22 protein-coding genes are annotated in these 20,559 nt (G+C 61.8%); 13 read left to right on the forward strand and 9 right to left on the reverse strand.

What is annotated here, in order from left to right; all coding sequences use genetic code 11:
* Positions 1-23 precede the first annotated feature (23 nt).
* Positions 24-794 carry an IclR family transcriptional regulator domain-containing protein gene (locus tag AB8A38_RS23705; protein ID WP_439087637.1) on the reverse strand — a complete coding sequence of 257 codons (771 nt, stop codon included), beginning with the start codon at positions 792-794 and terminating at the stop codon, positions 24-26.
* 106 nt (positions 795-900) lie between these two features.
* Between AB8A38_RS23705 and AB8A38_RS23710 the strand changes: the two genes are divergently transcribed.
* The 6 genes from AB8A38_RS23710 (at position 901) to AB8A38_RS23735 (ending at position 6,518) form a co-directional block, all read left to right on the forward strand.
* Positions 901-1,377, forward strand: coding sequence for a MaoC family dehydratase (locus AB8A38_RS23710; protein ID WP_439087638.1), 477 nt, complete (start codon positions 901-903; stop codon positions 1,375-1,377).
* 20 nt (positions 1,378-1,397) lie between these two features.
* Complete coding sequence (locus tag AB8A38_RS23715) at positions 1,398-1,838, forward strand: MaoC family dehydratase (RefSeq protein WP_320445514.1); 441 nt, start codon at positions 1,398-1,400, stop codon at positions 1,836-1,838.
* A 63-nt stretch (positions 1,839-1,901) separates the two neighbouring features.
* Entirely contained in the window at positions 1,902-2,873 is a 972-nt protein-coding gene (locus tag AB8A38_RS23720; RefSeq protein ID WP_439087639.1) for a Bug family tripartite tricarboxylate transporter substrate binding protein, read from the forward strand.
* Between the two features lie 240 nt (positions 2,874-3,113).
* Entirely contained in the window at positions 3,114-3,239 is a 126-nt protein-coding gene (gene ykgO / locus AB8A38_RS23725) for a type B 50S ribosomal protein L36 (RefSeq protein WP_055038661.1), read from the forward strand.
* Between the two features lie 100 nt (positions 3,240-3,339).
* Positions 3,340-3,984, forward strand: coding sequence for a tetratricopeptide repeat protein (locus AB8A38_RS23730; protein ID WP_439087640.1), 645 nt, complete (start codon positions 3,340-3,342; stop codon positions 3,982-3,984).
* A 215-nt stretch (positions 3,985-4,199) separates the two neighbouring features.
* On the forward strand, positions 4,200-6,518 hold the full coding sequence (locus AB8A38_RS23735; protein WP_439087641.1) for a mechanosensitive ion channel domain-containing protein: 2,319 nt from the start codon (positions 4,200-4,202) through the stop codon (positions 6,516-6,518).
* Positions 6,519-6,694: 176 nt separating this feature from the next.
* Here AB8A38_RS23735 and AB8A38_RS23740 read toward each other — a convergent pair whose 3' ends face one another.
* Positions 6,695-6,877, reverse strand: coding sequence for a hypothetical protein (locus AB8A38_RS23740; protein ID WP_231079223.1), 183 nt, complete (start codon positions 6,875-6,877; stop codon positions 6,695-6,697).
* Between the two features lie 200 nt (positions 6,878-7,077).
* Between AB8A38_RS23740 and AB8A38_RS23745 the strand changes: the two genes are divergently transcribed.
* From AB8A38_RS23745 to AB8A38_RS23755, 3 genes are all read left to right on the forward strand, one after another.
* A complete protein-coding gene (locus tag AB8A38_RS23745) occupies positions 7,078-7,800 on the forward strand; it encodes a DUF3750 domain-containing protein (protein WP_439087642.1) in 723 nt (240 codons plus the stop codon).
* Between the two features lie 67 nt (positions 7,801-7,867).
* Positions 7,868-8,830, forward strand: coding sequence for an alpha/beta fold hydrolase (locus AB8A38_RS23750; protein WP_439087643.1), 963 nt, complete (start codon positions 7,868-7,870; stop codon positions 8,828-8,830).
* Positions 8,831-8,872: 42 nt separating this feature from the next.
* Positions 8,873-9,301 (forward strand): OsmC family protein, encoded by a 429-nt coding sequence (locus AB8A38_RS23755; protein WP_439087644.1) that lies wholly within the window; start codon positions 8,873-8,875, stop codon positions 9,299-9,301.
* 60 nt (positions 9,302-9,361) lie between these two features.
* Here the strand turns inward: AB8A38_RS23755 and pyk are convergent, their stop codons facing one another.
* Together pyk and AB8A38_RS23765 are read right to left on the reverse strand one after the other, a co-directional pair.
* Positions 9,362-10,795 (reverse strand): pyruvate kinase, encoded by a 1,434-nt coding sequence (gene pyk / locus AB8A38_RS23760; RefSeq protein ID WP_439087645.1) that lies wholly within the window; start codon positions 10,793-10,795, stop codon positions 9,362-9,364.
* Entirely contained in the window at positions 10,792-11,400 is a 609-nt protein-coding gene (locus tag AB8A38_RS23765) for a DUF1036 domain-containing protein (RefSeq protein ID WP_068728834.1), read from the reverse strand. Before AB8A38_RS23765 ends, pyk begins: the two co-directional genes overlap by 4 nt.
* Positions 11,401-11,578: 178 nt before the next feature.
* On the opposite strand from AB8A38_RS23765, the gene AB8A38_RS23770 reads away from it, so the two are divergent.
* Entirely contained in the window at positions 11,579-11,881 is a 303-nt protein-coding gene (locus AB8A38_RS23770) for a DUF1244 domain-containing protein (protein ID WP_439087646.1), read from the forward strand.
* 187 nt (positions 11,882-12,068) lie between these two features.
* Complete coding sequence (locus tag AB8A38_RS23775; protein WP_068728829.1) at positions 12,069-12,344, forward strand: DUF2312 domain-containing protein; 276 nt, start codon at positions 12,069-12,071, stop codon at positions 12,342-12,344.
* Between the two features lie 173 nt (positions 12,345-12,517).
* Here the strand turns inward: AB8A38_RS23775 and AB8A38_RS23780 are convergent, their stop codons facing one another.
* The 5 genes from AB8A38_RS23780 to AB8A38_RS23800 form a co-directional block, all read right to left on the reverse strand.
* A complete protein-coding gene (locus tag AB8A38_RS23780; protein WP_439087647.1) occupies positions 12,518-14,176 on the reverse strand; it encodes a DUF882 domain-containing protein in 1,659 nt (552 codons plus the stop codon).
* A 285-nt stretch (positions 14,177-14,461) separates the two neighbouring features.
* The gene (locus AB8A38_RS23785) at positions 14,462-16,651 is read right to left on the reverse strand and encodes a L,D-transpeptidase family protein (protein WP_439087648.1); all 2,190 of its coding nucleotides are present in this window, start codon (positions 16,649-16,651) and stop codon (positions 14,462-14,464) included.
* 314 nt (positions 16,652-16,965) lie between these two features.
* Positions 16,966-18,468 carry a sigma-54-dependent transcriptional regulator gene (locus AB8A38_RS23790; protein WP_439087649.1) on the reverse strand — a complete coding sequence of 501 codons (1,503 nt, stop codon included), beginning with the start codon at positions 18,466-18,468 and terminating at the stop codon, positions 16,966-16,968.
* A 62-nt stretch (positions 18,469-18,530) separates the two neighbouring features.
* A complete protein-coding gene (locus AB8A38_RS23795) occupies positions 18,531-19,181 on the reverse strand; it encodes a TerC family protein (RefSeq protein ID WP_439087650.1) in 651 nt (216 codons plus the stop codon).
* 137 nt (positions 19,182-19,318) lie between these two features.
* Complete coding sequence (locus AB8A38_RS23800; protein ID WP_315843855.1) at positions 19,319-19,660, reverse strand: hypothetical protein; 342 nt, start codon at positions 19,658-19,660, stop codon at positions 19,319-19,321.
* Positions 19,661-19,770: 110 nt separating this feature from the next.
* Between AB8A38_RS23800 and AB8A38_RS23805 the strand changes: the two genes are divergently transcribed.
* A complete protein-coding gene (locus tag AB8A38_RS23805; RefSeq protein ID WP_089265882.1) occupies positions 19,771-20,100 on the forward strand; it encodes a helix-turn-helix domain-containing protein in 330 nt (109 codons plus the stop codon).
* Complete coding sequence (locus AB8A38_RS23810) at positions 20,097-20,534, forward strand: hypothetical protein (protein WP_439087651.1); 438 nt, start codon at positions 20,097-20,099, stop codon at positions 20,532-20,534. Before AB8A38_RS23805 ends, AB8A38_RS23810 begins: the two co-directional genes overlap by 4 nt.
* The last annotated feature ends 25 nt before the right edge of the window (positions 20,535-20,559 follow it).

Genomic DNA, 20,559 nt, shown 5'->3' on the forward strand with positions numbered 1-20,559 from the left:
GAAAGGCGGGGAACGCTGCCGACCTAGCCGGTGGAGAAGGACTGTGTCCGGATATCCTGCGCGGTGCGGCGGAGCGGGATCAGGTATTTCTTCTTTGCCGTCGCCTCGTCCATGGTGCCTGAGATGGCATTTATGCTGATCGCCGCCACGACCCGGCCGCCGTGGTCGCGGACAGGGACGGCGATGCCGCAGATCGCGGGATCGAGTTCGCCGTCGATCCAGCCATAGCCTTCGGCTTCGACGCGTTCGAGCTCCCGTTCCAGCAGTACGGGATCCGTGATGGTGCGTGGGGTGATCTGCTTGAATTCGGTAGTGGTGAGATAGTGCGCACGCTGGTCCGGCGGCAGGGCCGCCAGCAGGACACGGCCGAGCGACACCACGTGGGCGGGCAGGCGGCTGCCGACGGCGAGATTGGCTGAGAGAATGCGCTGCGCCGGCAATCGCAGCGCATAGACGATCTCGGTCTCGTCCAGCACAGCCAGCGAGCAGGATTCGCCGATTTCGTTGCGCAGGTCTTCCAAAGCGCGTTGCGCATAGCCCCAGTAAGGCAGTGCATTGAGGTAGGAAAGGCCAAGCCCCAGCGCCCGCGGGCGCAGGCTGAAATAGCGGCCATCGGCTTCGCAATATTTCATCACGATCAGTGTCGCCAGCATTCGGCGCGCCGTCGCGCGGCTGAGGCCCGCGATCGCGGCGACTTCCGAGAGCGTGTGCCGACCCGGTGGGCGACCCAGCGCTTCGACGGCCGCAAAACCACGGGCGATTGCCCGAACGAAGCCGTCACTCTCTTTGGCCATGCACCATCCTACCGGTTCGGACTTGTCAGTCCCGGGAAACCGCGTCTATAGTTGTTCGTAAGGCGGTCATAAAGTTCGCCTGGTGAACGATAGTGGAGAAAGCGCTATGGCGCAAGCGAAAGCTTTTGAAACCGATTTCTGGAAGGACGCGAACCTGCGCAAGGTCTGGGATGAGATCGTCCCGGGCGAGCCACGGAAGACGCTGCCTTATGTTCTGACCAGGGAGGCGATCCAGCTTTATTGCCGCTCGGTTGGCGAGAACCACCCATTGTATTTCGACGAGGCTTACGCGAAGGCGTCGCCTTATGGCGGTCTGATCGCGCCGCCATCGATCCACATCCTGCTGATGTTCTCCTGCACGCCGGCCGACGACTGGATGCGCACACCTGGCACCGTCAATGCTGGCCAGTCCTGGAGCTACAACATCCCGGCACGGCCCGGAGACACCATCACCCTGCAGGCCCGCGCGCTCGACAAGTTCATCAAGCGCGAGCGGCTGTTCGTGGTCCACGACAACGTGTTCTTCAACCAGCGTGGCGACGTCATCTGTTCTGGCCGCGGCCAGACCATCCGCCCGATGTGAGTGTGGCAAGGAGATCAATCATGACAACCAGCTTTGACAAACTCTCCACCGGCGACACCATCGACGGTCCGAGCTTCGCAGTGTCGCGCGAGTCGATCCGGCTCTTCTGCGACGGATCGCTCGACTACAATCCGCTGCATCTCGACGACAACTACATGAAGAACTCATTCGGCAAGACCAATTTCGGCGGCATCATCATGCATGGCATGAATAATTTCGGGCTGATCACCCGCATGCTGACTGACTGGGCCTATCCTGCCGGCGCCATCCATCGCCGTCTCGAAACGCGCTGGGTCAAGCCGGTGAAGCCCGGCGACACGATCCAGCCTGTTGGCATCATCAAGGCCAAGCAGACCACCGAGAAGTCGCGCTGGGTGCTGATCGACGTGCTGGTGAAGAACCAGAACGACGAGAAGGTCGCGACCGGTGAGGCGATGGTCGAATTTCCGCTGACAGCCTAGTGGCTCAATGCAACGGCGTGCGGCATAGTCCGCACGCCGGACAAGAACAGGCAAGGGATCGAAATGAAGAAGCTCACGAGGCTCGCCCTGTCGTGTCTGGCGATGACTTTTGTCATGTTGTCGGGCGCGCTGGCGCAGAATTTTCCAGTCAGTCAGATCAAGATCATCGTGCCGTTTCCAGCGGGGGGCACGACGGACATCCTCGCGCGGTTCGTTGCGCAATATCTCGGCGAGAAGCTCGGCGTCACCACGATCGTTGAGAATCGGCCCGGCGCATCGGGCACGATCGGTTCGGAAGTTGTCGTGAAGTCGCCCGCCGATGGTAGCGTGTTGTTGGTCACGGCCACGCATCACGTGATCAATCCGAGCCTGCGCAAGAGTCTGCCTTACGAGACACAGAAGGACTTCTCGCCGATCGCCCTGATCGCGACGGCGCCAAATGCGCTTGTTGTGACCAGGGACTTTCCGGCGAAGTCGGTCGCCGAGTTGATCGATCTGGCGAAGAAGCAGCCCGGCAAGCTGTCCTTCGGATCGGCCGGCGTCGGCGGCGCCAATCATTTGTCGGGCGAATTGTTCAAGCAGATGGCTGGAATCAATATCGAGCACATCCCTTACAAGGGCGCCGCGCCGGCGATGAACGACCTGATCGGCGGCCATATTCCGATCATGTTCGATACGTTGCCGACTGTTTTGCCTGCTGCGGAGGCGGGCAACATCCGTGTGCTCGCGGTCACCAGTCTGACCCGAGCGCCCTCGCTCCCCAACGCCCCGACCCTCGATGAGGCCGGCGTAAAGGGGTTCGAGGCGACCGCCTGGTTCGGCATGTATATGCCGCAGGCCAATGGCAGCCCGGCCTATACGAAGCTGGTCGCGGCCATGAAGGAGATCCTAGCGGCACCCGCGACCCGCGAGAAATTCGCCACTCAGGGCGTCGAGCCGGGCAAGCTGACGGGAGCTGAATTCACGGCTTTCGTCGATTCGGAGATCAAGAAGTGGGGCGCAGTGGTGAAAACCGCGAATGTTCCGCAAGAGTGATCCGCACGGGTTTGAGGGTCCGGTGACTGTTCCCGGACTCTCAAACCACCAAAATACCTGCAAATATTGATCCGGTGGTCGCCAGATGCCTGGATCGGATTGACAGTCCGCCGCCCGATGGCTTAGAAACCGCGGGTCCCGGGCGACTTGGTCGCCAGCGGGTTCAAGCTCATTTTCGCTGATTTCGGCCTGCTGCGCACGGCCTTTGACGTCAGTATCGCAAGCTATCAGGATTGACCGATGAAAGTCCGTAACTCGTTGAAATCGCTGCGTGGTCGTCACCGCGACAACCGCCTGGTCCGCCGCAAGGGCCGCGTCTACGTGATCAACAAGACCCAGCGCCGTTTCAAGGCTCGCCAGGGTTGAGTTGCTGCTCGGCCGGCATTTTGCCGGCTGGCTCTCGACATCACAGGTGTTTGACGCGCTGCTGCTTTGCAGCGCGTTTTTTCGTGTCTAGACTTGCGGCATGGCATTGAGAATCCCTGCCGCAGGTTTTGGAATTCTGCTGAGCGCATTTCTGGGCGCAGCACCCGTTTGCGCGCAGGTCAAAGATCCGCAGATCGTGACCCCGGATGCGCCGAAGAAGATTCCCGAGCCACCTGCCAAACTGCCGAAGGTCAACGCCGACAAGACGCGCGGCCTCGATTTCCTGTTTGGTGCATTGAAAGCGGCACCGGACGAAGCCAGCGCCAAACACGTCGAAGGCCGGATCTGGGCCCTGTGGTCTCAGACCACGAGCGACACAACCGCCCTGCTGATGACCCGTGCCAAGACGGCGCTGGACGCCAAGCAGGTTGATCTGTCGCTGCAATTGTTGAGCGCGGTGGTGAAGCTGCGCCCGGATTACGTCGAGGGCTGGAATCGGCGCGCCACGCTGTATTACCTGCAGAACGATTACACCCGGTCGCTGCAGGATATCGAGCAGGTGCTGATACGCGAACCCCGGCATTTCGGTGCTCTGGCAGGGCTTGGCATGATCATGCAGGAGCTGGGCGACGACAAGCGTGCGCTTGATGCGTTCCGCAAGGCACTTGCGGTCAATCCGCATCTCGAAAAGGTGCCGGAGCTGGTCAAGACCCTGACCGAGAAGGTCGAAGGCCGCGATATCTGAAATCCCTTGAAAGTCGGGGCGCTCGCGGGACATCGCGGGAACATGGCCCCGCTTTGACGCATCCCTGCTGCCCGCGATGGAAAAACAAGACATCGTCGCCGGGGAATCAAACTTCTGACACAGGAAACGGGCGAAAAGGGCGTTTTCCAAGCCTCGGGAAGGGACACCTTTTGGCGCCGAAGTCATTTCCGCTATTCGCTTTGCTATGTGTGTTGATGGCCGCACCGATGGCTGCTGTGACCAGCCCTGCGCTGGCGCAGAAAGCTGATGCGCCGTCGGCGCCTGCAGCTTCGACGCTGTCCCCCGATCAGGCCAAGGCTGCGCTCGACACATTGCAGGACGACGTCAAGCGCAAGGAGATGATCGATACGTTGCGGGCGATCGCCGCGGCGACACCCGCATCGCCGGAGAAGAAGCCGGCCATTCCGCTCGACGCCGACAGTCTGGGTGCGCAATTGCTGGTGACGATTTCCGATCAGCTCGGCGATATCACGCACGAGGTCTCGGCAGCCGTGCAATCGGTCACGCGCTTTCCGGCCCTGTGGTACTGGCTGCAGCGCAGCGCCAACGATCCCGCCACCTATCATCTCCTATTCGACATCGCCTGGAAGCTTGTTGTCGTATTCGGCGGTGCGCTGGCGGCGGAATGGCTCATGGTCTGGCTGCTGCGCAAGCCGCAGGCGGCGCTCGAGGCGCGCATTCCTTTCGTCGCCCGTGCGCCATCCTCGCTCGTCGAACGTGCTGATCCACCGTCGTCCACGGCCGACTTCACCGAGGCGCCCGATCTCAACAAACGGCGGCGCAGCCTGACTCGGGCGTGGCAATCGCTGCTGCGGCTTCCCTATGTGGTCGGGCGGCTTCTCCTCGAATTGTTTCCGATTTTCGTCTTTACCGGCACAGTATCGCTGCTGCTCGGCACCCAGATCGGCGATGCCGGGATCACGCGCCTCGCGATCCTTGCGATCGTAAACAGCTATGTGGTGGCGCGCGCCATCATCTGTGCGATGCGCGCGTTGTTCGGGCCGCTCGCTCTGTTCAGGGTGAAGGAGGAGACCGCAGCCTATCTCGAAATCTGGACGCGTCGTATCGTCGGCGTCGGCGCCACCGGCATCGCAATCGCCAATGTTGCCCTGATGATGGGCCTCTATCGCTCGGCGCATTTCGCGCTGATCAAGCTCGTAATGCTGGTCGTGCATCTGTTTGTCGTCGTCATCGTGCTGCAGTGCCGGAAGCCCGTTGCCGATGCACTCCGCGCGCCGATCGGCGCCACGGGCTTCCTGAGCGCGATGCGCAATCGCCTCGCCAGCCTCTGGCATGTGCTGGCGATCGTCGTCGTGATGGCGGCTTGGACCATCTGGGCGCTCAATATCCAGAACGGCTATGCATTGCTGCTGCGATACATTGTCGGCACGATCATTGTCGCGCTGGTGGCCCGGCTCGTCTCGATGATTGCGCTGAGTCTCATCGATCGCGGTTTCCGAATCAAACCGGAAATCCTGCAGCGCTTTCCGGGTCTTGAGACGCGTGCCAATCGTTATCTGCCGCTGTTGCGCAAGGTCGTCGCAACGATCATCGCCGTGATCGGCCTGGTTGCCTTGCTGGAAGTGTGGGGCGTCAATGCCGTTGTCTGGTTCTATGGCGGCCAGATCGGCAGTCGGGTCGTCTCGGCTGTCATCACCGTCGGCATCGCTGCCATTGTCGCTGCGGTTGTGTGGGAAGGTAGCAATGCGCTGATGGAGCGTCAGCTCGCGGCGCTGACGCGCGATGCTCATTTCGCCCGCGCGGCGCGTCTGCGCACGTTCCAGCCGATGCTGCGCACGACATTGCTCGGTGTAATCATCGCGGTGGTTGCGCTCACCGCGCTGAGCGAGATCGGTGTCAATGTTGCGCCGCTGCTCGCCGGTGCCGGCATCCTCGGTATCGCTATCGGCTTCGGTTCGCAGAAGCTGGTGCAGGACGTGATTACCGGCCTGTTTCTGCTGCTGGAAAGCACTGTGCAGGTTGGAGACAACGTCACGGTGTCGGGCCTGTCGGGTGTGGTGGAGAACGTCTCGATCCGTACCATCCGGCTGCGTGCCGGCGATGGTTCGGTTCACATCATTCCCTTCAGCGCGGTGACCACCATCACCAATGCCAGCCGCGGTGCAGGCAACGCGGCCGTCAGCGTCAGCGTGGCTTACAAGGAAGATACCGACCGCGCCGGCCAGTTGCTGAAGGACATCGTCGAGCAGATGCGCAATGAGGCAGCTTTCAAGCCGCTGATCCGTAGCGATCTCGAATTGTGGGGCGTCGACAAGGTCGATGGTTCGATGGCGACGATCGTCGGGCAGATCCGGTGTACCGATTCCGGCCGCTGGGCGGTGCAGCGCGAATTCAATCGCCGCATGAAAATCCGCTTCCAGGAAGAAGGTATCGAGATCGCATCACCCGGACAGACCGTCCTGGTGCAGTTGCCTCCGCCGACCACTGAAGCTGCAGAGGACAATGACGCAGATATCCAGCAGAGCAAGTCAGCGCAGCGCCGCGCCGGCTAGTCACTATCGCTGCCTTTCGACGATGCGGCAGCTCCTTAGCCAAAGTTACGGCTACGCGGGGCGCAATGGCGCGAGTTCAATACGCGCACGCGTTCCACCATTCCACAATGTCCGAAAGTGGAAGACAAAGACGAGCCGTAAGAGAAGGACGATCCAGAATAGGTGCGTCTGTCGATCTAGTGCAGGACGTTATTGCCGGGCCGGATAGCACCGAACTGGGGTGAAGCGGCATAGAGTTGCTGCAATTCCGCTTCCAGTTGCTCATTGACCATCAGCAAAGCCTTAAGCGCGCCGCGCAAGTCGCCATTACAGGTAGAAATGATTTCATCGATCACAGCATCGGTGGGGCGGGGCGTCATGGAACTATCTCCAGTTCAGATCATGGCGTCAGTCCGCCGCCTGATCATGGCGATAACCGGGCGGGAACGAATGCGTTCCTGTGGATAGCGTGGACAGTTCTTGCTGGCCATTCGTCGCGGCCGCCGTGGCAAAGCGGCAAACTGCCCCCATATCCACAACATTAACTCCCTCCACGGGCCTTTCCTCGGTGAGAAAATTTGTGATTGTCCTGCTCGCGCTTCTCGTCGCTCCCATCGTTGTGTCGGCAGCCAGATACTGGATGGGTGATCGCTCGGTAGACTGGCAGAGCGCGGATCGTTCAAGCGCCGGCCTGTTGCCGCCGCCCGCCGCGCATCCCGAGGCACTGGTGCGCGTCTTCGCGGCGCGGACCGTGCGCTGGCGCGGTATCTTTGCGGTCCATAGCTGGATCGTATTCAAGGAACAGGGCGCGTCGCGTTATACCCGCTATGATTATACGGCATGGGGCGAGCCGATCCGCCTGAATGGTTTTGCCGCTGACGGCCGCTGGTTCGGTGACGTGCCGAGCGCCATCGCATCCGCCGATGGTGACGCGGCCACGGCGATGATCCCGAAGATTCAGGCGGCGATCGCCGGCTACTCCTGGCGCTCTTACGGCGACTATCGGGCATGGCCGGGGCCGAACTCCAACACATTCGTCGCGGCCGTTCTGGCCGCCGTGCCCGAATTGCAGGTGGCATTGCCGCCCACCGCCATCGGCAAGGATTTTCCCTATGCGGGCAATGCCTTTGGCTGGACACCCTCGGGCACCGGCGTACGCGCCACGCTGGGCGGCTATTTCGGTGTTACCGCAGGCTGGGTCGAAGGGATCGAGCTCAATCTGCTCGGTGCCGTATTCGGCCTCGACATCCGCCGGCCCGCGATCAAACTGCCGGGCATTGGTCGTCTTGGCGTTAGCGCGTAAGTGGCGCGAAACCCTCAGGGTGCCGTCGCGTAGCTGGATCGTGCACAAAAATCCCCGGATATTGGCGATGATCTCAGTCACTGTGATGGTCGCGCTATGCCTACTGGCCGTGGCCACACAGGTTGGCGTGCTCGTATTCGAGCGAAAATATCCGCCAACGGGTGAGCTTGTCGACGTCACGGGCGGCCGTCTGCATGTGGTGCAGATCGGACCACGCGATGCATCAGGCCCGCCGATTGTCCTCATCCATGGCGCCACGTCGAATATGGAAACCATGCGGCTGCCGCTCGGCAATATGCTGGCAGAAAAACACCGCGTCATCCTGATTGACCGTCCCGGCTTTGGCTGGAGCTTGCGTGACGATCTGTCGAACTCTTCTCCGGCGATGCAGGCGAGGATGATCGACGAAGCGCTCGGAAAACTCGGTGTTGATCAGGCGATCGTCGTGGTGCATTCGCTTGCCGGCGCATTGGGCGCGCTGATGGCGCTGGACTATCCTAAGCGTGTCGCGGGACTGGTCATGCTGGCGGGTGTCACTCATCCTTGGCCCGGTGGCGTTGGCATCTATAACGAGGTCGTCACCACACCGGTGATCGGCAAGCTGCTGGCCTATACGATCACGCTGCCGCTTGGCTATTTCCTGACGGACATGGGCGGACGTGCAGTGTTCGCACCGGAGATCATGCCCGAAGGCTACATCTCGCAGACTGCGACGCAGTTGGTGTTGCGACCGCGCAACTTCCTCGCCAATGCCTGGGATCTGGTAACGTTGAAATCCGCCGTCGTGGCGCAGGCATCGCGCTATGCCGATATTAAAGCCCCGACCGTGGTGATCGCAGGCTCAGCCGACACCATCGTATCGCCGGAGATTCATTCACGTCATTTTGCGAAAACTGTGCCAGGCGCCAAACTAATCGTGCTGCCGAGCGTTGGTCACATGGTGCAAAACGCTGCACCTGATCTTATCATGGGGGAGATCGAGGGCATGATCTCGGCCGCTGACACAAAAGCGAAGGCCGCCTTGCGCTAATCTCCCGTTCGATCGACTTCAACCCAAATTGAGGAGAATTGCATGACCACGACTTTCGGTTCGGCCAAATGGCAGGGTGGCATCAAGGACGGCAAGGGATCGATTTCCACCAAGAGCGGCGCGCTCAGCGACTATCCGTATGGTTTCGCCAGCCGCTTCGAAGGCAAGCCGGGCTCCAATCCTGAAGAGCTGATCGGCGCGGCCCATGCCGCCTGTTTTACCATGGCGCTGTCGCTGATCCTTGGCGAAGCAGGGTTCAAAGCCGACAACATGGAAACCAAGGCCGACGTGACGCTGGAGAAGCAGGGCGATGGTTTCGCCATCACCAAAGTGCACCTGACACTCTCGGCCTCTATTCCTGGCGCCGACAAGGCGAAGTTCGACGAACTCACCGCCATGGCCAAGGCTGGCTGCCCGGTGTCGAAGGTGTTGAACGCGGAAATCACGCTCGACGCGACGCTGCTGGGTTAAGCCTCAGGCGGCGGATACAATCTCTCCCCGCCAATCGTGGGGAGAGGTTGTGTCAGTGAACTACATATCTGGGTCGTTTGGCCCGACATAAGCGATGCGAACCATGTTGGTCGCACCTGGTGTGCCGAGCGGCACGCCAGCGACAATGATGACCCGCTGGCCGGCTTTGGCGAAGCCGTCACGGAAAGCGATGCGTCCGGCGCGATCGACCATGTCGTCGAGGTCCTTCGCATCCTCCGCCACCACGCAGTGTACGCCCCACACGACCGAGAGCTTGCGACCGGCGGCGAGGTTCGGCGTGATCGCTACCACCGGCGGCTTCGGCCGTTCACGGGCGACGCGGACGGCGGTGGATCCTGAGCTGGTCCAGCAAATGATCGCAGACAGGTCCAGCGTTTCTGCGATCTGTCGTGCGGCGTCAGCAATGGCGTCACCGACGGTCGGCTCAGGTTCGGGGCGCTGGGCCATCAGTACGGTGCGATAGGTCGGATCGCGCTCTACTTCCTCGCCGATGCGGTTCATCGTCGAGACGGCTTCGACCGGGAATTTGCCGGCGGCGGATTCGGCCGACAGCATGACGGCGTCCGCGCCTTCATAGATGGCCGTCGCCACGTCGGAGACTTCGGCACGAGTCGGCACCGGGCTCTGGATCATCGACTCCAGCATCTGCGTAGCGACCACCACCGGTTTGCCGGCGCGGCGCGCCATGCGCGTCATGCGCTTTTGTAGACTTGGTACCCGTTCCAGCGGCAGTTCGACGCCGAGATCGCCGCGCGCCACCATCAGCGCGTCGGACGCTTCCAGAATAGTATCGAGACGGTCGATCGCCTGCGGCTTCTCGATCTTCGACATGATGGATGCGCGGCCGCGCACCAGTCGCTTGGCTTCATGAACGTCCTCGGCGCGCTGCACGAAGGACAAGGCGACCCAGTCGATGCCGGTTTCCAGCGCGGCCTCGAGATCGGCGCGGTCCTTCGGCGTCATGGCCGAGACCGGCAGGTCGGTGTCGGGCAGGCTGACGCCCTTGCGGTCCGAAATGCGGCCACCGACCACGACGCGGGTCAATGCGCGCTCGCTGGTGGTTTCCTCGGCAATCAGCCGCAGCTTGCCGTCGTCGATCAGCAGCGCATGGCCCGGGCGAAGTGCTGCGAGAATTTCCGGATGCGGCAGGTGCACGCGGGTGGCGTCGCCCGGCGCGGGATCGGAATCCAGCACGAAGCTCTCGCCGTTCTTGAGCTGTACGCCGCCTTCGGCAAAGGCGCCGACGCGCAGCTTCGGGCCCTGCAGATCGACCAGAATGCCGATCGGGCGGCCGTAGCTGCTCTCGACATTGCGGATGGTCTTCACCAGCTCGCGCATCTTGTCATGCGACGTGTGGCTCATATTGATCCGGAACACGTCGGCACCAGCCTCGAACAGCTTGCGGATCATCGCGCTGTCGGAGGAGGCAGGGCCGAGCGTGGCCAGAATCTTGATGCGGCGTTGACGTCTCATTGTTTGCCTCCCGGCGGTACTGATGGCGGCAGGGTCGTTGACCCGCCCGGGGGCGCGCCACCTGGCGTGTTGGGCAGACCGGGGAAGCCCGCGCCGGGGGCACCTGGTGGTGGTCCGGTCGGCCCCGGAATGCCCGGCAGCTTCGGCGGTTGTTCGTTGGTTTCGGTCAGTTGCACCGTCCAGGCACGCTGTTCGCCGGTGTCGACCTCAAAAAAACCGGTCCGGTCAAAGCCGCGCGCGAGGCAGTTTTCGGTGCCCTTGATAGTGAATTCCTTGTCGCGGGAGCACATGAAGGCCTGACCCGACCACTCACCACCCCGGTCGTAATCGAGTGCGTAGATATAATAATACCGGGCAACCAGGGTTCCGCGTAGCAAGGTCTCGCAGGCTCGCGATGAGACGTTCCACCAGCCCTCGGTGGTCCAGCCTTCGGCATCCTTGTAGCCCAGCGCGATCCCGACCCGGCTCGAGGTGTTGTTGCACAGCCGGAAATCAGCCGCCGCGGGGCTCGCCCACAGGCACGACAGGGCCAGCGCCAGCACCGGCAACAGGCCGGCGAGGGGGACGCGTCGAAATGATCGGGAATGGGAATCTCTTGCGGTCATGCGGCGAAGCTATCTCAATTCGTTGACGATTTCGCGTGACCGGGCGGGCCTGTCAACGGTCGCGGAACCAATTCTGCCCCGCCAGGCGGTTTGCGGTATGATATGGCAAAATCTGTGACAGCGCCCATGTTACACGAAGACGACAGGCCGGTATCGGGTGCAACAGCGAGACCATTTCATGGCGATTGACGACAAGATCCAGACCGAACTCGAGGCCGCCGCCTTTCGCCGGCTGGTTGACCATTTGCGTGGTCGCACCGATGTGCAGAATATCGACCTGATGAATCTGGCCGGCTTCTGCCGGAACTGCCTGTCAAATTGGCTGAAGGACGCTGCCGACGCCAAGGGCGTGGCGATGACCAAGGATGAGAGCCGCGAAGCGGTTTACGGCATGCCTTACGAGACCTGGAAATCGCTGCATCAGGCCGAGGCCAACCCCGAACAAATTGAGGCCATGAAGAAAGCGCACAGCGGGCACTGACAATTTCTAGTCTTTTTGAGGCATGAAATCAAAGCTGTGGGGGCGCTGTGGATGACCGCGAAGGCGCCTTGACGCAGGGCGTCGTGGTCTTGAGTGTCATTTCCTTAAGATTAATGCGCGCATAACGCTGCGCACTCAAACCCACCCATATCCGCTTCAAGCAACATCAGTTCACTAGGAGTTTTCGATGGCCACCTCCGCTGCGTCCGTGCTGGACGATCAGGCGACACATTCTTTCGCCAAGGACCAGCTCAAGGCTATCGTCGAGCGTATCGAGCGCCTTGAAGAAGAAAAGAAGACGATCTCCGACGACATCAAGGACGTCTATGGCGAGGCCAAAGGCAACGGCTACGACGTGAAGGCGCTGCGCACCATCATCCGCATGCGCAAACAGGACGCCAACGAGCGTGCCGAGCAGGAGACCATCCTCGAGACCTATCTGCAGGCCTTGGGAATGCTGTAAGGCGCTTAGCGCGCCAATACTCAGCCAAACACTCAGGTGTCATGCGCGGGCAAAAGCGCGAAGCGCGTCTTCGCGCTAGACGACCCGCGTATTCATCTAGCCACAAAGAATAGCGATGGATGGCCGGGTCAAGCCCGGCCATGACACCATTATAGTCTGAGAAATTCGCGCTCTTAACGCAGCGCCGCCGTGCGCAGCACGAATGCTGTCGTCGCAAGCGAGGCCGTTGCCGAGCCGGTGAAGCGCTCGCAGACCAGACCGAGCTGCGGATCATCCGAGAAAGTCATCGCTACCACCGCCTGCGGTTTGACGAAGTGTGCGCGCAGGATGGTCATGTCGCCGTCGCCCATCACCGAGGCCGACATCGACGTGGTCGCGCTCGGCGCCAGGATCATCGCGCGCATCCAGACGTGGTTGTCAGGAATTGCAGCGGCGGTGAGGCGGGTCGCGACTGCAATAGTGCTGGTCTGGCCCTGTGCGCCCTTCGCAACCACGGTGGTGATGTTGTTCACAGCCATCGGGTTCTTGGCCACGGAGGCCGGACGCATGCTACGTGGGATCGGCGCACTGGCGGCGACGACATTGGCGCGGTCAACTGGCGAGTTGGCCGGTGGCGCATAGGCCATCGCCTTGGCGAAGCTGGACTCGGTGGCGGTCGGCTGCGGATCGACCACATTGGCCAAGGCCTGCCGTGCGGTGATCGCGGCGACCTGCTGCGGCGTGGCCTGTTTCGGCGCCGGCATATCATCCCAGAAGCCGCGGGCATTGATAATATCGGCCGGAGTCTGCGGCCGGTTGTCGGTCTTGGCTGCGGGCGCCGGAATCGGTGCCTTCGGGCGCGGTACCGGAACGGTCTCGGTGTCAGCCGACGCGAGCTGATAGGTCGCCGCTGCGGCCGGCTTGGAGCGCGGCATCGGGACGGGGTCCGAGGACTTCGTTTCAGCCAGCTTCGTTTCGGCCTGTTTCGTATCGATCGGTTTCGCAGGCATCGCGGCGGCCATCATGCCCACAGGCGATGGCTTGGCGGGGGCGATCGCGGCTGCTGCGCTCTCGTCTTCGTCGTCATTCGACTTGCCGCCACGGAACAGTGAGGCGAACAGGCCCGGCTTGCTCTTGGCAAAAGCTGCACTATCGCCATCGCCGCGCTTCTCGATCTCAGCCATCGCCAGCTGATAGCCAGCCAATGGACGGCCGTCGGTGGGGAGATGCACGGTGCGGCCGTCGGGGAAGACGCGCGCCAGCTGGTCATGCGTCATGCGCGGCCAGTGACGGATGCTGCCGGTGTCGAGATGTACGAAAGGCGAGCCGGAAGTCGGATAGAAGCCGACGCCGCCGCGCTGCAGGCGCAGGCCGGCGAAGCGGATCTTTTCCAGCGCCACGCCGGGAATGAAGAAGTCCATCGCGTGGCCGAGCATATGCTGGCTTGCGCGAGCGACGCCGGACGAGCGGCGACGGAGCATGGCGTTGGTGGTGGGAGAGCGATAGGCGGAGATAATTTGGATCGGCGCCTTGCCGTCGACGTCGCGGTAGACCTCCCAGAGGATGTCGAACAGGCGACGATCCATGTTGGTCTGGTCCTGGCTGCGCCAGTCGCGGAGGAAGTAGTTGATCTTCTTCATCGCGTCGTCGTCATAGCGGCCGTTGCGCTTGAACGTGACGGTGAGGTCTTCGCCGGAATGAGTGTGGTGGAAAGAGAGGGTGCGGGTTTCGTCGAGAGCGGTGGCGTTATGGACGGAGCTGGCGCCTGCCATCAGCAGAACAGAAGCGAGGCCGGCATGAAAGCCAGCGCGCGATGTCCGCAATCTCGTTTTGCGTGCGAAACCGCTCAGCACGTATGAACCCACCCAAGTCGACAACTCTCTCGCTACCCCATGCGGCGACAGAGAGTGAACGTACTCTTAAAACGGGAGGGTTAACCGAGATTTACAACCCATCCCCCCAAGCGGGCTTTTCAGCCAGCCATTAAACTTAACCCATTGAGTATGGCGAAAAATAGCCCGCTGCCGGGTTCCAGATGGACGATGGTTAATCTGAATAAAGAACGAAACGTAAAAAGGGCTCCACCGGAAGGTAAAGCCCTTGATAAGTCTTCAGATTTTTAATGCCGACGTCGCAGTTTAGCGGGTCACCGTGCGGCGCGGCCGTTGGCCGGGTGCAACCGGCTGTGGTGTCGGCGCACCGCCGCCGAACAGGCGCTCGAAGAAGGACAGGCCGCCATTGCTGGCCATGCGCGAGCCGTTGTCGTTAAAGGCCACGCCCTGCGGGATATCCGCGCGCGGGCGCGAATAGCTCGGCTGGGCCCGGGCGACTACCTGTTCCAGATCCTTGTTCTTGCCGCCACGGAGCAACTGCATCATCTGCGCGTCACGGCCGTAGATGTCCTTGCGCAGCTGCAGCTTGCCAGCGTCATCGACGAAAGCAGTCTGGTACGTGATGTTCACCGGGATCGGCGTCGGGAATTTCAGGTCGATCTCGCTGCGGCCATACATGCCGCGAACCTTCTCCGGCGTGTAGTGCTCGTTCGGCATCGTGATGTTCAGCAGCGTCGCGGCGTATTGATCCGGATTCTGCACGCGCATGCAGCCGTGGCTGAAGGCCCGCTCGTCGCGGCCGAACAGGTTCTTGTCCGGCGTATCGTGCTGATAGACGAGGAACTTGTTCGGGAAGTTGAAGCGGATGCGGCCCAGCGCGTTGGCTTCACCGGGCGGCTGCGCAATGTGGATGCTGCCGTCGGAATTGCGCGTCAGCTTGAGGCCCATGCGGTCAAGCACCGTTGGGTCCTGCTGCAAAGCGGGCAGGTATTCGTTGTAGATGATCGATGGCGGCACGTTCCAGGTCGGGTTGACCGTGATGTACTTCATCGTCTCGGTCATCAGCGGCGTGGCGTGATTGCCCGGCTTGCCGACGACGACGCGTGTGGTCCAGACCTGCGCGCCGTTCTGCATCACTTTCAGCGTATAGTCCGGGATGTTCAGCATCACGTAGGCATTGCCGACTGCGGACGCGCCGAGCTGGCGTGGCAGCCAGCGCCAGCGCTCCATGTTGACCAGCACCGTATCGATGTGGCGATCGCGCTTCGGCGAATTCATCGCGCGCACGGTCGCCTCGTCTAGTACGCCGGTGGCCTTCAGATCGTTGCTGGCCTGATACTTGCGAACGGCCTCGGCGACGGCAGCGTCGTATTTGGTCTCGGCCGGACTCTCGACATTGAGGCGAGCGCGCAGTAACGGCACGCGCGGGTCGTCCATCACGGTCGGGTTCGGATTTTTCTTCGTGGCCTTGGCGAAACGCAGAGCCGGGCCTTCGCCGATCGGCTGTACCGGCGTTGCGGTTTCGCCGCGCAGTTCAGCGAGCTTCTTCTTCAGCTCCTGATAGCCCTTGTGCGGCGGGTTGTAGGCGTCGAGGGCTGCCGAAGCGTTCTTCGCCGTCGAGATATTGGCGAGCACTTCTGCCGGATCGGTCGGATGTTCCGGATACATGATGTCGCCGGTCACCTGCGACCAGTGCATGCGGCCGCTCTGCGCCTGGCGGGCATAGTCGAGCATGCTGGCGGTGAGCTTCAGTTCCGCCTCGGCGAGCGCATCGGGCGTATTCGCCACGGTGAAATCCGGCACCGGATAATCGGCAGCGTCGAGGCCGTCAGAAGCGGCGTCCTTGAGGCGCGCAATGACGCCCTTGGCGGCAGGAGTCGCCGCGCCAGCCTGCGTCCAGATCGGAGCGAAGTCACGTGCGGTGTAGAACTTCTCGACCGCGGCGCGCTCGCCCTTGCGGTCGAAATAGCGCGTGGACTTGGCGCCGAACATATCGCGCAGTTTCTCGGCGACCGGCTGATCGCTGGACGCAACGGTGGTCGCGGGCTTGGCGATGTCCTTGGCGACATCCTTCGGCGGCTCGGCTGCGGGCGCAGGAGGTGCCACAGCAGTCGCGGCCGGCGGTGTCGCAGCGGCGGGCGCGGTTACAGCCTCGCTCGGCTTCACATCCGCAGGCGCTTGCGCGGCCTCGGTTGCCTTTGGCGTATCGGTCGAGGTCGAGCCGATGGTTTTCTCGGACGTCCGGGTCGCGTCCGGCACGGACGCGGTGGTCTCGGCCTTCGGTGCATCGGCCTTGAAGTCGGCAGCGGTCGGCGGGGCTACGTTGGCGGGTTCCGGGCGCGGCACCGCCGCATCGATGGCGAGTTCGGAGACACTGTCGCGGGGCGCTGCGCTCTGGGCAGCAGCTGCGGCACCAGCGGAAACCGTCAGGAACGTAGCGGCCACGGCCATCAGCACGCGGTCGAATCCCGAGCGGCCCTTGGAATAGTCTCGCATTCTCGCACCTCGTTAGGTGAGCTGTTCCGGCATGGAACAGTTCTAGTCTGACTTCATCAGCTTCGGTTGAAGCAGTCGCGCTGTTTTGCCTGCTCGCTCCGATTCAGAGCGCTTCCTGTGCAGACGATACACGCGCCCGGCACAAGCGCTAGCGCTTGTCGGACAAGTCACAACAAACTGACCTCAACCTCCCCGGTTTGCAACGCATACTGAGGTTTCACCGATGCTTTTGACTTTGTGTGTCACCAGACCGCAACGGTTCAAGTTCCATAACGATCGCAACAACATGTTCAATCGCGTGGGAGGCGAGAAGTTCAGTTCGACGGTGCGGAATCCGCAATCGATGAATCTTTCTCCGCTGCCTCATCGAGCTTGCGGTAGAGCGTCGACCGGCCGATTTTGAGGCGCCGTGCGACTTCCGACATCTGGCCGCGATAATGCGCAATGGCAAAGCGGATGATCTCGGATTCGAGCTCTTCCAGTGCCCTTACCTCGTTCTCTGCTGTCAACATGGACAGGCTTCCGGCGGCGAGCGATATCGGGGCTGCGTCGATGCCGGGTACCATGGTCGGCGCCATCGTGTGGAAGACGGAGTCTACAATCAGTGGCGCGACCGCCGATGCCACGATCGATGGAGTGTGCGCGGTCGTTTGCGGGAAGTCGGCCAGTCCGAGTTGATCGCCTTCGCTCATCACCACGGCGCGGTAGACGGCATTTTCCAGCTGCCGGATATTGCCTGGCCAGTCGAGCTGCGTGAGCATCGTCATGGCGTCGCCGGCGATGCTGGTAATCGGTTTGTTCTCCTCGGCGCAGAAACGCGCCAGGAAATGTCGCAGCAGATACGGGATGTCCTCGCGGCGCGCCCGCAGCGGCGGCACCGTTAGCGGCAGCACATGCAGGCGATAGAACAGGTCTTCGCGGAATTGCCCGGCTTTTACGAGATCGAGCAGCTTGCGGTTGGTGGCCGAGATGATGCGGACGTCGACCTTGACCGGCTTGCGCCCGCCCACGGCCTCGACCGAACCTTCCTGAAGCGCGCGCAGCAGCTTCACTTGTGCCGATAGCGGTAGCTCGCCGACTTCGTCGAGAAACAGCGTGCCGCCGTGAGCCTCGACAAACTTGCCAAGATGCCGGTCGGTGGCGCCGGTAAAGGCGCCCTTCTCGTGGCCGAACAGGATCGACTCCACGAGGTTGTCGGGAATGGCGCCGCAATTCACGGCCACGAACGGCTTGCTGCTGCGTTCGCCCGAGCCGTGGATGGCGCGCGCAATCAATTCCTTGCCGACACCGGACTCGCCTTCGATCAGCACGGGGATCGTGGAGGTCGCCGCCTTGCGTGCGGTGCGCAGCACGGCGTCCATGCCGGCATTGCGGGTGACGATGTCGGCAAAAGTGAGCTTGCCTTCGCGGCTGTGCCTGATGCGCTGCAATTCGCCTTTCAACGCACTGGTATTGAGCGCATTGCGCAGGCTCACCTGCAGACGTTCGACGCCGACAGGTTTGACGACGAAATCATGTGCGCCGGCACGCATGGCGGACACAACATTCTCGATACCGCCATGGGCGGTCTGGACGATGACGGGGACGGTGAGGCCGGTGTCGCGGATTTTGTCGAGCACGCCCATGCCGTCGAGGCCGGGCATCATCAGGTCGAGGACTAGGGCATCGATGGCGGCTGCTTCGGGATCGGTCAGCCGGGCGATGGCGGCATCGCCGCTATCGACCGTGATGGCCTCATAGCCGCAACGCTGCACCATGTTCTCGAGGAGGCGGCGCTGGACGGCGTCGTCATCTGCGATGAGGATTCGTTCGGCCATGGCAACTCCAGAGCGGGTATGTCCCGATTTGAGCCACCATGGCGATCAAAGCCTTAATGCTTTCATAACACCGGGGCGAGGTAAGCCGTCGCATAGGGCCAGACTTCGCGGGCGCCGCGATAGATCATGTCACCCGCCACGTAGAGAATGATGGCGAGGCCGACATAGGCGATCCAGCGGTGCTTCTGCAGCAGCTTGGCGATGAAGGAGGCGGCGAGACCCATCAGCGCGATCGACAGCACGAGGCCGAAGATCAGGATGCTCGGGTGTTCACGCGCCGCGCCCGCGACCGCGAGCACGTTGTCCAGCGACATCGACACATCGGCGACGGTGATCTGCCAGATCGCCTGGCCGAGCGTCTTGCGCGGGCCGTTGGCCGTGCCGTCGGCGTTGAGCTTTTCGAGCTCGTCGAGATCGTGCTCATGCCCAGCGCGCAATTCGCGCCACATCTTCCAGCACACCCACAGCAAGAGGATGCCGCCGGCCAGAAGCAAACCGATGATCTGCAGCAGTTGAACGGTGATGCTGGCGAAGCCGATGCGCAGGATGGTGGCGGCGACGATACCGATCAGGATGGCCTTGCCGCGCTGTTCCTTGGGAAGGCCGGCGGCCGCAAGGCCAATCACGATGGCGTTGTCGCCGGCGAGAACCAGATCGATCATCACGACCTGGAAAAGTGCAGTCATAGCTTCAGCGGTGAAGAACTCAGTCATGTGGGCCACTCCGTATGAACGTCCAGTCCGACATCACAGTTCGGGTGAACTGCCAGAGGGGCCCGGGCCAGGACGTGCTTGTTAAAAGTCGTGCTTTGCAAAACATGCGGGTTTGATCCCGCGGTTGATCCGATCCGTTACTCGGGTTGATCCGAGAGGGTGACAAGCCGAACCATCTGGTCGGGCTCGATGAGAATGGTGATGCCGACCCCGATGAAGGTCAGGACGCCGGCGACATCGAACCAGGTCGCGCGCCGCGCGAAGTTCCGCGGAAGCAGCGCGCCACCGGCCATCAATGCTGCAAGTGCGAATAGCAGGGTGGCGACCATCGGCGCCAGCGCATCGAGCGAGACAAATGCGCGCAAGGCCAGTGCTGCGGTCAGCGCCAGCAGAAGGCTTGCGGCAAACAGCTCCTTGACCCGGTGAGGGGCAGGAGGCGCATACTTGCAGCCGATGCTGTTGCGATCCGTAAAGGCCATCGTTGTCCCGTCGGGTATCGTTTCATCCCGTCCGCAACGTTCTTGCAGCTTGATAGTCGTGCTACAGGAAGTCGTCAGATCTTTAATTCATATTGGATAGTTTCGTAATCATGAAACGTGGCGAAAATCAAGAGGATTTCGCTGGAGTGCAGCGCGGCAAAGCCTTGCCGGAAGCGCGGCAGTTGCGAAAACAGGCTGGGGATTGGCTAAAAGCGCGACGCGCGGAAGCCGGGTTGTCGCAGGTCGATCTCGCCGCAAAACTTGGTCTCAAATATTACACGTTCATCTCGCAGGTTGAGAACGGCTTCAGTCGGGTGCCCACCGAAACGATGGAAGCATGGGCCATTCAGCTCGGTCTGGAGCCGGCCGCCTTCGCAAAACATTTGCTGGTCTATTACGAGCCGGAATTGCACCGGCTGCTGTTTGGAGCACCCAAATGAACGTCATCGCATTTCAGCGCAAACCGCTGCAGGGCGCGTGGAGCGAGACCGAGCTCGCCACGCTTGCCGACACGATCAATCTCGGGCATCGCGGCCGCGAATGGGAGACAGGCATCACTGAGAACGGCGATGCGCAGCTCTATCTGCTGGGACCGCAGCCGGAGCAGGCCTGCGAATTGTGCGTATCGCGCGTGGACGGCCGGTACATTCTCGAAGACGGCACCGGGCGCCTGTTGTTCGAGCATCGCAGCCTGCCGCTGGTGGCGGCGCATGCCCGCACTGCGCTGCGCGGGACGCGATGGTGGCTTGTCGCACGGATTGTCATGGTGTGGTGTACGATTCGCCATATGCTTCATGACGAGATCGAACCCTTGATGATCGAGGGCGAAGAACTGCTTGTCCATTTCGCTCCGCAGCTCGCTGCTTTCGTGTGACGGCTGCATCCAACCGAAAGTATTC

It is taken from the genome of Tardiphaga sp. 839_C3_N1_4 (assembly GCF_051811045.1).
Classification (GTDB): Bacteria; Pseudomonadota; Alphaproteobacteria; order Rhizobiales; family Xanthobacteraceae; genus Tardiphaga.